We start from the raw sequence: 13950 nt of genomic DNA, 5'->3' as shown, positions 1-13950 counted from the left end.
ATGATGATTTTGAAAAGATACTTTCTATTTTGCGGTTACGATTGAACGGTGCCGCTTTTTTTCTGTAATACAATTTTTCCTGTTCCAATGTCCCCTTTATGGCAGTTTCATAAAGGACGACATCTTACCCCTTCAAGTCTATAGATCCCCCCTCTTTTGCGGCAAACCATCCCCGCACAGGTATTAGTAATTTTAATGCCTTTTTACCAAGAATATAATTGGATATTACATACTGTACCAGATAAAAAATGTACGCTGCCACAACGCTATAGGAAATATTTTTTAGAAATTCACTATGATGAATAAACCATTCAAATCCTGGCAATGCCGGTATATCACAGCAATAGCTCTCTGCAAAAATACTGAGCAATGTAAGAAATATAAATATACATCTATCTTTTGATACATTTCCTAAACCTTTTCTTAAATTATCATATATACTACACATCTTCACCTCTATAACATTTCATAAAACTCATATTATGCCGAATTTCGGCACAATAAAAATAGGAGATACCTTTTGATATCTCCCATACACTACAGTGTCTCTTTTATTTTCAAAATCTCTTCTTCTGTTTTCTCTGTAATCTCACAAATTTCAGAAATCGGATAATTTTTCTTCAGCATAGAAATGACTGTTTTTTCTACCCCTTTTTCCATGCCCTGCTCGATACCCTGTTCGATACCCTGTTCAACACCTTCTGCTTTCAAACGTTCCAATGCGGTACACATATTCGTCACCTCCATCGATTTTCCCATCTCAATCAGTTCTGTGGAACCTGCCATCTGACCAATCAAAGACAGAGCTTCTGAACTAATTCTCTTATCACTGTATTTTTCCCGGATCCCAGCAAAATTTCCTGCAAATACTTCTCGTGTGATCTCAAATGCGCTCTGCACATCTTCATTCCGAAAGGCATATCCTGCAGAATCTCTTACCTCCAGCAAATTCATTTTATAATCTGAAAAAACGGCTGCATCCTGTCTTCTTTTCGCATTTTCGATAAAAATTCATCAGGATCTGACGATTTCACATCTAATCTTTTATAATTGCGTGTATCTTTCAAGTAGCCCATGGCATCATATATCATGTGTCTCAGCGGCATTGCATAATGGATATGCTGCTGATTTTCAATCCCTAACACGACAAATTCTACCCCCATAAGCAGTCTTCTTGATCACGTCTCTTGTTCTTGATAATGTTTCCTTATAATCTTTCATCTCGATCACATCGGAAACATCTGTCCCCTTCTCTAAATCTCTGATTTTAGTATAACACCGAAAAGAACCATTTTGTAAAATTTGATTTTCATGCACATCTCATGCTCTGAATTTTCGTACAAAAATGGAGAGCTATCTTATTGATAAACTCTCCATCTGTCAGTTTAGAACTGTGTGCAAATAGGTGTGTTCAAGTAATGTGCAAATAGTCTGCAAATTACCACTTATCTATACACTCTTACACGTCCTTATACTCTTCAAAACCTGCGATTTTCCGCTGTTTCTTAGAATTTACCTTCTTTCGCTGCTTCCTCGATCGCTACTGCAACAGCAACAGTCATTCCAACCATCGGATTGTTACCAAATACAAAAACGCAGCTTTTATTGTACTTATTTGTATCTATTCGTACTCAAATTCCATGAAAATAGAGACTTAACACAGATTGTGCGTATTTATTTGTATCTATTTGTATCCATAAATATTTATCGTATTTATATTTTGGTACACAAAATGTACACAACCTGTATACCATTTATAACGCTAATCATTGCTCTGATATGATTCGTATTTTTCAAGGAACTTTTCGAGAGAAGATTTTCTAATTCTGAACGATTTAAATTTTAATACAGGAATCATTCCTTTGTCAATAAGTTCATATACATAATTTTTATTAACGTGAAGTATACTTGCAACTTGAGCAACTGTATATACCATTTCTTCCATTATATTACACCATCCTAAATTATTTATTAAATCATATTTCCAATAAAAATATCATAAAACTGTATTACCAAACAATAAATCATAATTACACTGATTATAAAATATGGAATATCATATCGATCTATTGTGTCGCCAGTCGCTTTAAAAAGAATAAAAGTAATACTAATTGATATGAATAATATGATTAGGTTTACAAGTATGTAACTTAACATATATCACCTACTTTCCGGTTGATCCAATACCGCCAGTGCGTTCAGTTGTGATTTCTTCTTCATCTGCAACACCGAATGGAACAAATACAGCCTGGACAATTTTGTCGCCTTCTTCCAATTCAAGCATGTCCTCTCCATTGTTCTTAATACAGATAAAAATATGTCCTTCGTTATCCGCATAGGTATAATCGGCATCTACAACTGGAACAGTATTGGCGATCGTCATTCCTTTCTTAATCCCAAGACTACTACGCGGGAAAATCAGCATTACGTAATCTCTATCCATTTCACACCTAAGACCAGTTGGAATTGTAATACTTTGATGCGGAGTCATTTTAATATTGAAAGGCGTACTAATATCATGACCGGCACTACATGCTGTGCTTCTCTTTGGAATATTAATATTCTTATATTTTTCTGATAAGTATTCCATTTTGTTTTCAATGTAGACATCTCCTAAAATACCTTTGCAATCTTCTACAAACTGTTCAAAACTCACTTTGCTAAACTTCGCTACTTTTCTCATAAATTAAATCACTCTCTTTCTAATAATTTTTGCTTTTACCATGTCATCCATAATGTCAGACAGTCTTGTATATACTGTTTTATAGATATCGTTCTTCTCTTCGTTTGTATATTCTCTGTCGTAAAATGCTGTATACAATGTATCGTTACACACATCCATGACATCATATCCAATATAGTTATCTAAAGATGAGACAAGAAATTCTGCAGCAATTACTGTCTTTGACTTGTTCTCATATAGAGGAAGAAACAGCTTATAATTTAAGCCGTACTTCCTGAATCCAAAATTGGTTAATTTACTATGCGTACATTGTCTATGTAATTTAAGCTGTTTCATAATTTATTACTCCTCTGACTTGTCTTTATTTTTGAAATCATCGTATTGTTTGTCAAATCTGCTATAAAATTCGTCTGACCGTTTTGACGTTACACACAACGACATTATTACAACAGAAAAAATTGACCCTAAAAAGAATCCTGCTACAATACCAATTAATGCATCCATATCAATACTCCTCGTAAAATGTCTCTTTACTTATTTTCATTTTATTATTCGCCTCTGCAGCAAGAACTTTATTTAATGCTTGTTTACGATCGTGAAACACGACTTCTCCTAAATCAGAATAATTAAATAGATAAGCATGTTTGTCTACTTTGTCGCATCCAACAAAATAATCTTTTCTTACTGTTCTGATTATAAGTTGGCATACATCAAATATGCCAACCGTAGGAATGATTCTTGCATAATACAGAATATCTTTTACTTTTACTGATTCTCCCATAGAATCACACTTCCTTGCTCTAATGTTTTCTTGACATCAATCACTCTCTGGTTTGTACTGCCTGCCCAGTGATATGTAACGTCTCTCTTGTCTTCTTCATAGCGCCCATCTACAAGTACATCACACTGTTTTACAATTTCTCGGCGCATTTTCAGGAACTTGTCTCTTTCTGGATTAAAATCATTAGTAACAACTGGATACATGATTTGTTCCCATGTGTATCCGGAATACAGCCAGATTGTTTTTTCTGGATATGAAAGACGAATTTCATTAACCAAATCCAGAACGGATTCAAGATTTTTTTGATGAAGTGGATCGCCACCAGTAAATGTAATGCCGGCAATATAGTCTTTTGATAACTCATCAAATATTTCCTTTTTTGCCGATTCATCAAATTGGATTCCGCTTTTGCAATCCCAGGTTTGGGGATTTTGACATCCCCTACACCTATGACTACAACCTGAAATCCACAATACAACCCGTAATCCTTCTCCATTTAACATATCGTCTTTTGTTATATTGTGATAATTCATAGATTTTCTCCCAACTACATAGATTTTCTATCTGCGATTTCAGCATTTTTCGCTTCATTATATCTGGTTTCTCCATGCACTCTTGTAAAGCCAAGATATCCATTCATTCTATCAATTTTTGTAATCATTGAACTTCCGCATTTTGGACAAACATCCATTTCCACTTGTTGATAACCGCAATCTTCACAATAGCACAATGCAAGATTTACGCCTTCATAAAATCCTTTATCCATCGCTCTTAATACTAATGTTTTAATAGCCTCTGTATTGTATCCTAAATTATATCTACAATACTGAATTTTCCCTCCATTAAAATAATTCCAAAATCTTTGTTCTTTATCTTGTTTTTCAATCGGAGATATATCCTCTGAAACATGGCAATGGAAACTATTGCTAACATATGGTTTATCTGATACATTTTCAACGATTCCATACATTTTTCTAAACTGTTCCACTTGTAATCCGCAAAGACTTTCTGCAGGAGTTCCGTAAATTGCATATAGAATACTGTCTTCTTTTTTGATTCTATCAACATATTCTTGAATATATTTCATGACTTCTAATGCAAAATTTCCATCTTCTCTAATAGATTTCCCGTTATATAGTCTTTGTAATTCATTTAATGCAGTTATACCATAACTCATTGTCATTGGTGGCAAGATTGATTTAATCTTTTGTTCTGGTTTTAAATTTCCACCGTATAAACCGCCCTCACAAAATGCCACTGGGTTTACACTTGCCTTAAGTTCTCCGATATAATCATATGTACGTTTATGTAAACCACGGATGAGATCCAAATACTGATTTAACACTTCATAAAAATCTTTTGACTCATGTCTTGCTTTCGCAAAAATCATTGGCAGATTTAAAGATACAACGCCAAGATTACATCTACCTTCGAAAATAGGCTTGTCGCCTTCATCGGCAGGATACATGCCGCCCTTTTCATACCATGGGGACAAGAATGCGCGACAACCCATTGGACTGACAACTCTTTTATATTTTTTATACATTTCTGGAACGTATCCTTCTCCAGTCAATGATAACCAATCTGGATACATTGTTTTACTACTACAATTAATTCCGGCATTGAATACATCTGCATTTTGATACTTTTCGCTTCCATCTCCATGAAGTTCTTTATCATATAAAAATACAATTTTAGGGAATAATACAGGACGTTTAAAACCGTTTTTACCTTGTCCTTCAGAATGAACATTCAATAATGTAATAGCAGCCATTTTACCAAATCTATCTGTTGCTAAACCTAAAGTCATCGTGACAAATGGATAATCCCCCCGGCTTGACCCGACACTATTAAGCTTCATTTCAATTCCTTGCCAACCTTGTTCGTAATCTCTTTTCACTTTATTAACAGCAAATTTCTCTGCGTCGTTATATAAATCCGTAAACCCTGATGCTTCGACCTCGTTTGCGATGTCAATAAATTCTTTGTAATATTTTTTATATGATTTTTCTGCATATGGAGACAAAATTTTATCAACCTCTGGGACTGTAAACCCCCCGTATTGTTGAGCTGCCGTACTCAAAACAATATCACCCATAACATCAAATGCTGTATCAAGATAATTAGGTTCGTTATACCAAATATTTCCCATTTCAAACCCATTTTTCATAATTTCTCCAACACGCATAAGATCACAGTTAAATGTATCCAATCTAGCACTTCTATCATGAATATAAATAAAACCATCCTTCATTGCTTGTTTTTCATCTAAGGTTAAAAAGAATTTTTTATATAATTCACTACTTAATTCGTTATAAATAAGACTCCTTTTTGTAGCAACCAATGCAGAATCCGTATTGGCATTACTTTTGTCTCCAATATATCTAATAGATTGACTTTTTTCGTATACCGTATCCATCATATGTACAAAATCAAGTTTATAATTACGATATTGCTGATATTGATATCCTACTTTTGGAAACAAATCAAGAAGTGTTTTTTCTACAATATTATGAATAAAACCTACAGGAACTTCATCATTCTCAAAGTCTTCTTCATCAACCTCGTTAAGAACTCTGTTGCAGATCATTCCATATTCATCTTGTGAAAATGTAAAATTTTCTCTCTGTGCAGATTTATCAATAGCATTAATAATTTTCTGTTCGTTATACTCTTCTAGTGTTCCATCCTTCTTAATTACTTTCATCAATCACATCATCCTTTCTTACTTCTGAGAACTATCTTTTGCTGTCTTCGTTGTAGTTCTAGTTCTTTTGGTTTTCTGTTCCGTTGCATTATTCGCTTCTTTCGGTTCGTTTTCTTCCAAATCTTCATCATCAAAATCAGACCATTCATGATTTTTGTTATTTCTAAACATTGTCACATCTGTACCTTTGAATGCACGAATACATTTTGCAACACCTTCAAACAGCGCCCAGATTGGGATCCACATTGTTGTACCGATTGCGAAAATCACTGTACCCAGTTGATTAAAATCCATGTTCATCTCACCTCCTAACAAAACCACTACCACCATCTCTCACGTTTAAACATAAATGAGAGGTATCATCAATATTTCCATGTGTTTTCGTGTGTCCAATACTATCAATTACATATTCTTCTTCTCCTAATCTAACTGTGATGAAATCGTCAGGATACATTCCCAACTCTCTCACCAACATCCCACTTGTTCTAATCAATTTATTTATTCTCCCTCTCTCGTTTTTAAATATTCAAATATTTCATCTACTAAATCATCGATATTTTTACCGTCGTTGTTATAAAAGATTCTATCTGCTAATTCTTCCGCACCTTTAAAATCTTTATTGTCATGTAAAATCCTACGATCAGCTTCTTCTTTTTTATCTCCACGTTTGGATAATCTGTTTCGAATTGTCTTATTATTTGCGTATATATAAATAGAAATGTGTTCATCTAACTCATCTTTGATATCTCTATAACCATCCGGAGTTAGAATCACGATTGATTTGTTATCAGATCTGGATATTTCATCGAGAGGAGAACCATAATACCACGTTCCGTCTACTGTGTCATATTTCTTCCACTCTGCAAAATATCTTGTATTAATAAGCTCTTTAAATTCATCATCGGTAATAAAGTTGTAATCAATTCCGTCAACTTCACCTTTTCTTGCTGGTCTTGTTGTAGTCGTTACAATCTTTTTATATCCTCTTTTCACAAGCTCATTCACAATTCTGCTTTTCCCGCTTGCTGTTTTCCCAAAAATAATAATCGCCATTATTCAGATTTCACCTCTGATTCTTCTGCAATAATTGGTGCTTTATTAATAAATAATACTCGTCCATTATCGTCTACACACATTGCTTTATATAATGTAACTTTGCATTGGTGCTGTTCTGCATCCACATATCTTTCACATGTATCTTTTACAGGACAATCATTTTCTTCATGTTTACAATAATAAATTGCATCTGACATTATTCGTCCATCCCTTTTCTAATATTAGTTTTATCGCAGATTTGGTTTTCAAATCCTTTAATATATTCCTTTAGTTCCTCTTCAAATGCTTTCGTTTTATTATATTTGCACGTAAACATTTCCGGACACAGACCATTTCTATACACACATTCTTTAACCATTCTGCTTGCTGCTTCTGGCTCAAATTTAACAATTTCGTCTCTAATCATTCCAAACGCCTTCCTTGTCTCATAGCTTGCACAATTGCACAATCTCCTTCGTGATACATTAATCAATGCCTGAAAATTAAAGTAATATGTAGCACTCTGCAATGTATTTCTGTTTGGCACTTCATCATAATCATTTCTGTCACTTCTGAGCGATGATACAAACGGAACGATTCCACTAGGATCAAATGGGATGGCACCATTGGAATGACGTACTAAATGTCCATGCACAAATTGAGGTGCATCGTAAATTTTTACGATAACAGAACCAAGTCTAATTGGAGAATGCTCAGCCATTAAAAGTTTCAACTTCCAATCATGATCAGGATAAGAACCTTTGTCTTTCCCAATCGTAGTCATTGTTGCATCTTTAATCTGCTGCCACATATCTTCAGCCCATTTGATTTCTACGCGCATTTTTGATAAATCAGGTTTATTCATAAATTATTCCTCCACAATCCATAGTTTCATATCTTCTTTAAATTTATTTTTTACATACTCATCTTCTGAATGGAACACAACTGTGCATTCTCTTTCGAGTCCAATTCCCATAATCCCAAGAATTGATTTAGCATCAATCTGATATCTCCCACAAATATAATCAATGTCTTCTTCATAATTGTCACAAACCGTTGCAAATAGCATTGCATTTTTTACAGTATTTAATTTAATTCTAATTTCCATAATCAAAACTCCTTCCTATTATAATGTTGTTTCGGTATGCAGAATAACTACATGCCCAACATCTCAATTAACTGTTCTTCGTTAATAATCTGAACACCAAGTTCTTTTGCTTTTTTATTTTTACTGCTATTGGATTCTATATCGTTATTGATTAAAGCAAATGTGGATTTTGTTACAGAACCTGTTACTTTCCCACCGAATTTTTCAATAGCTTCTTTTACTTCATCACGATTTTTGAATTTATATACTTTTCCGGTAACAACAAATGATTTGCCATTCAAAGAATTGTTTGTTTTAGAATTGTCTTCTGATTCAAACGTCATAAGAGAAGCAAGATAATCTGCAATATTACTCATATCTTCAAACCAAGAATGAATATTGTTATTTAATACATCTCCAAAACCGTCAAGCTGCGTAAAGTCATAATAACCAACGCTTGCATCTCTAAACTTGTCCCATGTACCAAAAGCTTTAACCAACTCTTTTGACTGTGATGTTCCAATCCCAGGAACACTTAATGATGCAATAAATTTATCCAATCTTACGGTTTTACTATTTTCAATTGATGTTCTTAACTTGTCTACTGATTTCTTTCCAAATCCAGACATTGTAGATAACCTATCATAATACTGGTCAAGATTGTAGATGTCTGTAATCTCTGTAATCCATCCAAGTTCAATGAGTTTCTTAATTGTTTCTTCTGACAAACCTGAGATATCCATACCTTTCTTGGAAACAAAATGAGAAACTCTTCCTAGTAGCTTGCCTTTACAATGAGGATTAACACACATTAAAACTTCTGAATCGTTTTCTTTTACAATCCGAGTCTCTCCGCCACATACAGGACATGTTGTAGGAATATCTGCATCCATAGCATTTGCATCGCAGGAAATAATCTGTGGAATAATTTCATTCTTCTTTACAACTGTTACTGTTGATCCGATAGAAATATTCAATTCTTTCATAATACTAATGTTGTGCAATGAAGCTCTACTCACTGATGTTCCTGCCAAATCAACTGAATCAAAAATTGCTACTGGTGTAAGAGTTCCTGTCTTGCCAATACTCCATTCAATTTCTCTCAATACAGTTTCTTCTGAATCCTCTGCGAATTTAAATGCAATAGAATGTTTAGGATGATGACCTGTCATTCCAAGTGACTCTCCGTATGTAATATCATTGTACGTTGCCACTAAGCCATCAATCGGGAAGCTCTTTTCCTTTGCACGTTTTCGTAATTGTTCTACCACAATATTAATAAATTCAGCATTGCAATTTCCACGAATAGGTAAAAATGGAACAGTGTCAAATCCTATATCTAAAGCATACTGCAATCTATTGATAAAACTACTTGACGCAATATCTGTTGGCACTTTCCACGCGATAAATTTAATATGGCGTTGTGCTGCAATTTTACTGTCTAATTGTCGTACAGATCCAGAAGCTAAATTTCTCGGATTCTTATATTTTTTATCGTCTGGCAATGACTTATTGATTTTGTCAAAGTCTTCATATGTAATAATCGCCTCTCCTTCGATTTCAAAATGACCTTTATAATCAATCGATAACGGAATATTTTCAAACACTTTTGCATTATGTGTAATCAATTCGCCGATCTCACCGTCACCACGAGTTTCTGCCTGAACCAACTCTCCATTTTCATATGTAAGAAGACATGTCAATCCATCCATTTTCAGACTTAAAATACAGTCTTTATCTCCAGCAAATTTTACTAAATCATCTACAGATTTTGTTTTATCCAGTGATAGCATTGGATGGGAATGTTTAACCTTTTCTAGTTCAGATTTCACCTCATACCCAACGGACTGTGTTGGCGAATTCGTATACACAACACCAGTTTCATTTTCAAGCTCCGATAATTCATCGAATAATCTATCGTATTCTGCATCAGAAACATCAGATCTTGCTTCATTATAGTAAGCATCTCTATATTCGTTTAGCTGCTCTACAAGCTCTTTAATTCTTTTGACCTTATCCATCAAATCACTCCTTTGCATTTTTTCTTCGTTCATAATCATCCAACATGAAGTTTAATTTTGGACAAAACCCTCTATCTTCTAATGTTTGAATCACATCATCAACTTCGTATTCTGAATTTGAAGAAATAGTTTCTTCATATACAACATCAGATTTTCGTTCTCCACAAACTGTACATTCGGATACAGAAACAGCCATAATATGTTTACACTCATAATCCATTACGATTGTGTAATATTTGCCGACTTCTTTATATTCGTGATTACATTTAAAAAATTTAAACATTAAATCATCCCTTCATTTTCTGAACTTTATATGCATCTACAACGTTTTGCATTAATGTCAATCTTGTGAGTAATCCTACCCCGCCGGGTACCGGCGTAACATATGTATCATTTAAACTACTCTCAAAACCAGCATTGTTTACATCACCACATAATTTTCCATTCTCATCTCGATTAATTCCAATATCTACAACAAGTTCACAGAAATCTTGGAAGTCTGAAAAATCAAAATAGTTTGGAACTCCAACTGCAGAAAAAGCATAATCTGCATTTCTAGTGTAGTACCATGTACTCGGAGTCGTACTATTACAGCATGTAACTGTTGCTCCTTTTTCGATCAGCATATTAGTCAATGGAAGCCCAACAATTTTACTTCTGCCTAATACACAGCAATCTTTGCCTTCAAACTCGAAGTTGTTATATTCCATCCAATCGATAATTCCTTTTGGCGTACATGGTTTGAAACAACTGTCTTTTCTAAATCCATCTACATCTTTTTCTGGAGGAATCAAGTGTTGTAATCGTTCTAAATTATATTTATCAGGAATTGGAAGTTGAATAATAATTCCATCTGCATCAGATTTTGCAATATCTGTGATAACACATTCAACCTCCTTTTGTTCTGTTGTATTAGAATAAATATTTACATGACGCATTTCTATTCCAATCTCATCACAATCTTTTTGTTTCCCTTTGATGTAAGAGTTTGATGCCTGATCATCATCAATCTGAATTACAGCGAGGACTGGTTTTTTATCAAGATGTTTGATCTCTTCTTTTAGTTCCTTCTTTTTAATTTCTACATAGTCTTTGCATGATACAATATCAGTTCTCATAACTTCAATCTCCTTTTACTCTCCTTTTTAATAATTTCTGCATAGATGTATTTCTCGCTAAATTAGCTTTTTTCTTAATAGCTCTGTTCACAGTTGTTACATCTCCAAAATGAAAACACCGTTCTTTCATTCGTGTGAGTCCTACATAAATCAAATTAGAATTTAACATATATGTATGCGCTGATGGAGTAAGCAAAATAACTACTTTTATACTACTTCCTTGAGATTTATGAATAGTAATACAGTATCCCAATCCACACATTTGCATTGCACTTCTATCGTACTCAACCAGAACATCGTCAAATTCAATAACAACCTTGTTTTGAGTTATCTCTCTAATTTTTCCGGTTTCACCATTTGCAATAAAAGTTTCTTTCGGAGCATCTTCTGAAACAAAATCATCTTCGTAATAAATCATTGCGTGATAATTATTTACATTTTGAATAATTATGTCATCTTTATAGTAGACTACATCACCTATTTTCATATAAGATTGGCTTCCATAATTTTTATTCGCTATTTTCTGTAGCTGATTATTAATTTCTACCTGACCAAAATCGCCTTTTTTATGAGAAGTCAACACTTGAATATCATCCACTGTGTAATTTGTAGACAATAGTTTCTTATATAAAGCTATTACATTTTTTACAAGTACGCTTGAGCCAACATTAATAAAAGCATAGTCTTTGTTTTCTCCAAAATATGTACACTGCTGTTTTACATCTTCAAGATATGTCTTACATTGTCTTACATCTGTTGCAATTTTCATCAAACCACCTTCGCCATATCTAAACACTTTAGTAATCTTATTGTCTTTATTTTTAAATTCGTCCCAGTTAAATCTCATCTTTTTACCTCATTCTTCCTCTCCCATATATTTTGCAGCGAACATCAATGCTCCGACACCGAGAATAAAACCATAGAAAAATGAATCTTCTCCAATTTCATATAATCTAGCACCGGCTAAACACGATGTAATTAATCCACCGATTGACATTATGTTCCAAAATGTTTTATCCATATATTATTCACCTCCATTTATCCAGCAAGTTCATATTTATGTCTCAAGAATTCACCAATATCATTTACCATGTATGTATAATTTTCTTTTTGATCTTTAATATATGTAGAATTTCTGTTAAAGAAACTTACCATCCACTCCGGAATTTCTAAATCTATGTTTGTTTCAAAGCTGTACGCAACAACAGCAAGTAAAGAATTCATGTTTTCAGGTTCAAGAAGTTTCGATGAGTTATCAACCTCTACTGTCCAGTCATCTAACTGAATTTTATATAATTCGATGTCTTCATCAATCACATCTTCTTTAACATTTTCTTTGATAAATTCAAGAGCGTTCTGGTCTGAAGAAGCATTATCTATTACATTATTCTCTCCCACTTCGACAAGACATTCTTCATCTTCTTTAATATGTAAATACTCTTTCATGAGAGCAGTTAAGATGTTAATTTTCTCTTTTAAAATAGCCTTACCTTTTGTATGACGATCCTCATTTAATTTGTCAAATGTTACTCCATTTACATCTTTTTTATATAAAGACTTTTCAAATTCTTCTACAAAATCCTTAAACTTAATATCATCTAATCCAAATTTAGCAAACTCTTTAAACACAGGGATCCAAACAATAACATTTTTTGGCACAAACACTTCTGTGAAATTATCTTTGCACACAGATTCAATCCTGCTAAAATATTCATTTACAGTATCAAAGTGTTCTTCCGTTGCGTTCTCATTTAGATATTTGCTCATGTTCTTTATTGCACTTTTCCAGTTATCAAAGAAAAACGTTGTCATGACAGATTCACATACAAGTCTTTCTCTAATACCTTTCGATTGCTGCTTACCGGAACAAGACATACAATTTTTAAAGAATTTATTTTTCTCAGATATTGTCCTTATTTTTCTTGCATGTAAATCAATATAAGTAAATGCTTTCTGAGATGTATTCATTCCCAAATGATTGTTGTATCTTCTCACCAATTTACTAATCTGTGACATCGTACAATGCTGATGTATTGTAATGTCAATCTGATAATCATCAAACATTTTTTTCAATTCTGGCGGTAACATTTCATATGTTTTTCTTCTCAAATCATATTCAACAGATTCCCAAATAACTTTTCCGTATTCATCTTTACAGATTTTATTATTTTCATCTTTCTTTTTTCTCTGATATTGGATAATCGGATCTTCTAAAGTAGCTGTAATTTTATAGTTTTCATGCTTAAATTTAACCAACGCAGAACTTCTTTGCATTCCATCAACAATGTATTGCTGCACAACGTCTTCGTCCAAATCTTCTTCTCCTAAGATAATTGGTGGAATATAATCATCAGTTAATACAGTTTTGATTAACTCATTCACCATTCCATTTTCCCAACAAAACAGTCTTTGAACGTCCTGATTATCACTAATATCTTCTTCCACAATCTTCTCTAAATAAGAATCTAGCGATAATGTCTTTTTTCTAATTTTCTTTGCCATGATTATATTCCTCCAA

General features: G+C 33.4%; 22 protein-coding genes. All 22 read right to left on the bottom strand.

From position 1 onward, the window contains the following. Window positions 1–124: 124 nt before the first annotated feature. The 22 genes from FXV78_RS15150 to FXV78_RS15050 all read right to left on the bottom strand — a co-directional run bounded on the left by FXV78_RS15150 (window position 125) and on the right by FXV78_RS15050 (window position 13934). Window positions 125–448: a hypothetical protein gene (locus FXV78_RS15150; RefSeq protein ID WP_004839982.1), complete on the bottom strand. Its 324-nt coding sequence runs from the start codon at window positions 446–448 to the stop codon at window positions 125–127. An 89-nt stretch (window positions 449–537) separates the two neighbouring features. Continuing rightward, window positions 538–954, bottom strand: coding sequence for a hypothetical protein (locus FXV78_RS15145; RefSeq protein ID WP_004839984.1), 417 nt, complete (start codon window positions 952–954; stop codon window positions 538–540). Continuing rightward, window positions 951–1163: a hypothetical protein gene (locus FXV78_RS15140; RefSeq protein WP_004839985.1), complete on the bottom strand. Its 213-nt coding sequence runs from the start codon at window positions 1161–1163 to the stop codon at window positions 951–953. The genes FXV78_RS15145 and FXV78_RS15140 overlap by 4 nt, the downstream gene beginning before the upstream one ends. Before the next feature lie 599 nt (window positions 1164–1762). Further along, window positions 1763–1945, bottom strand: coding sequence for a helix-turn-helix domain-containing protein (locus FXV78_RS15135; protein ID WP_004839986.1), 183 nt, complete (start codon window positions 1943–1945; stop codon window positions 1763–1765). Between the two features lie 219 nt (window positions 1946–2164). Continuing rightward, window positions 2165–2683 (bottom strand): dCTP deaminase domain-containing protein, encoded by a 519-nt coding sequence (locus FXV78_RS15130; protein ID WP_004839988.1) that lies wholly within the window; start codon window positions 2681–2683, stop codon window positions 2165–2167. A gap of 3 nt (window positions 2684–2686) precedes the next feature. After that, window positions 2687–3019 carry a hypothetical protein gene (locus FXV78_RS15125; RefSeq protein ID WP_004839989.1) on the bottom strand — a complete coding sequence of 111 codons (333 nt, stop codon included), beginning with the start codon at window positions 3017–3019 and terminating at the stop codon, window positions 2687–2689. Window positions 3020–3025: 6 nt separating this feature from the next. Further along, window positions 3026–3187 (bottom strand): DUF3789 domain-containing protein, encoded by a 162-nt coding sequence (locus tag FXV78_RS15120; protein ID WP_114149240.1) that lies wholly within the window; start codon window positions 3185–3187, stop codon window positions 3026–3028. A gap of 1 nt (window position 3188) precedes the next feature. Beyond that, the gene (locus tag FXV78_RS15115; protein ID WP_004839990.1) at window positions 3189–3464 is read right to left on the bottom strand and encodes a hypothetical protein; all 276 of its coding nucleotides are present in this window, start codon (window positions 3462–3464) and stop codon (window positions 3189–3191) included. Further along, on the bottom strand, window positions 3449–3997 hold the full coding sequence (gene nrdG / locus FXV78_RS15110; RefSeq protein ID WP_004839992.1) for an anaerobic ribonucleoside-triphosphate reductase activating protein: 549 nt from the start codon (window positions 3995–3997) through the stop codon (window positions 3449–3451). The genes FXV78_RS15115 and nrdG overlap by 16 nt, the downstream gene beginning before the upstream one ends. 14 nt (window positions 3998–4011) lie before the next feature. After that, complete coding sequence (nrdD, locus tag FXV78_RS15105; RefSeq protein ID WP_004839993.1) at window positions 4012–6171, bottom strand: anaerobic ribonucleoside-triphosphate reductase; 2160 nt, start codon at window positions 6169–6171, stop codon at window positions 4012–4014. A gap of 18 nt (window positions 6172–6189) precedes the next feature. Continuing rightward, a complete protein-coding gene (locus FXV78_RS15100; protein ID WP_105084823.1) occupies window positions 6190–6465 on the bottom strand; it encodes a hypothetical protein in 276 nt (91 codons plus the stop codon). Window positions 6466–6472: 7 nt separating this feature from the next. Further along, window positions 6473–6664 carry a hypothetical protein gene (locus FXV78_RS15095; protein WP_105084782.1) on the bottom strand — a complete coding sequence of 64 codons (192 nt, stop codon included), beginning with the start codon at window positions 6662–6664 and terminating at the stop codon, window positions 6473–6475. Window positions 6665–6669: 5 nt separating this feature from the next. Beyond that, entirely contained in the window at window positions 6670–7224 is a 555-nt protein-coding gene (locus FXV78_RS15090; RefSeq protein WP_004839996.1) for a guanylate kinase, read from the bottom strand. Then, a complete protein-coding gene (locus FXV78_RS15085) occupies window positions 7224–7424 on the bottom strand; it encodes a hypothetical protein (protein WP_004839997.1) in 201 nt (66 codons plus the stop codon). Before FXV78_RS15085 ends, FXV78_RS15090 begins: the two co-directional genes overlap by 1 nt. Next, window positions 7424–8071, bottom strand: a complete 648-nt coding sequence (locus tag FXV78_RS15080; protein WP_004839999.1) for a hypothetical protein — start codon at window positions 8069–8071, stop codon at window positions 7424–7426. Before FXV78_RS15080 ends, FXV78_RS15085 begins: the two co-directional genes overlap by 1 nt. Window positions 8072–8074: 3 nt before the next feature. After that, window positions 8075–8314: an HPr family phosphocarrier protein gene (locus FXV78_RS15075; protein ID WP_004840001.1), complete on the bottom strand. Its 240-nt coding sequence runs from the start codon at window positions 8312–8314 to the stop codon at window positions 8075–8077. 47 nt (window positions 8315–8361) lie between these two features. Then, on the bottom strand, window positions 8362–10314 hold the full coding sequence (gene ligA, locus FXV78_RS15070) for an NAD-dependent DNA ligase LigA (RefSeq protein WP_050785318.1): 1953 nt from the start codon (window positions 10312–10314) through the stop codon (window positions 8362–8364). Window positions 10315–10318: 4 nt separating this feature from the next. Continuing rightward, entirely contained in the window at window positions 10319–10597 is a 279-nt protein-coding gene (locus tag FXV78_RS15065; RefSeq protein ID WP_004840004.1) for a hypothetical protein, read from the bottom strand. 4 nt (window positions 10598–10601) lie between these two features. Further along, on the bottom strand, window positions 10602–11432 hold the full coding sequence (locus tag FXV78_RS15060) for a bifunctional 5,10-methylenetetrahydrofolate dehydrogenase/5,10-methenyltetrahydrofolate cyclohydrolase (protein WP_004840005.1): 831 nt from the start codon (window positions 11430–11432) through the stop codon (window positions 10602–10604). A 4-nt stretch (window positions 11433–11436) separates the two neighbouring features. Beyond that, a complete protein-coding gene (locus FXV78_RS15055) occupies window positions 11437–12279 on the bottom strand; it encodes an ATP-binding domain-containing protein (protein WP_004840007.1) in 843 nt (280 codons plus the stop codon). Window positions 12280–12288: 9 nt separating this feature from the next. Continuing rightward, window positions 12289–12453 carry a hypothetical protein gene (locus FXV78_RS18010; protein ID WP_004840008.1) on the bottom strand — a complete coding sequence of 55 codons (165 nt, stop codon included), beginning with the start codon at window positions 12451–12453 and terminating at the stop codon, window positions 12289–12291. A 17-nt stretch (window positions 12454–12470) separates the two neighbouring features. Beyond that, window positions 12471–13934 carry a DUF262 domain-containing protein gene (locus tag FXV78_RS15050; protein WP_004840009.1) on the bottom strand — a complete coding sequence of 488 codons (1464 nt, stop codon included), beginning with the start codon at window positions 13932–13934 and terminating at the stop codon, window positions 12471–12473. Between the last annotated feature and the right edge of the window lie 16 nt (window positions 13935–13950).

This window comes from Mediterraneibacter gnavus ATCC 29149 (genome assembly GCF_008121495.1).
GTDB classification, from domain to species: Bacteria; Bacillota; Clostridia; order Lachnospirales; family Lachnospiraceae; genus Mediterraneibacter; species Mediterraneibacter gnavus.
This window is presented reverse-complemented; position numbering and strand designations above follow the sequence as displayed.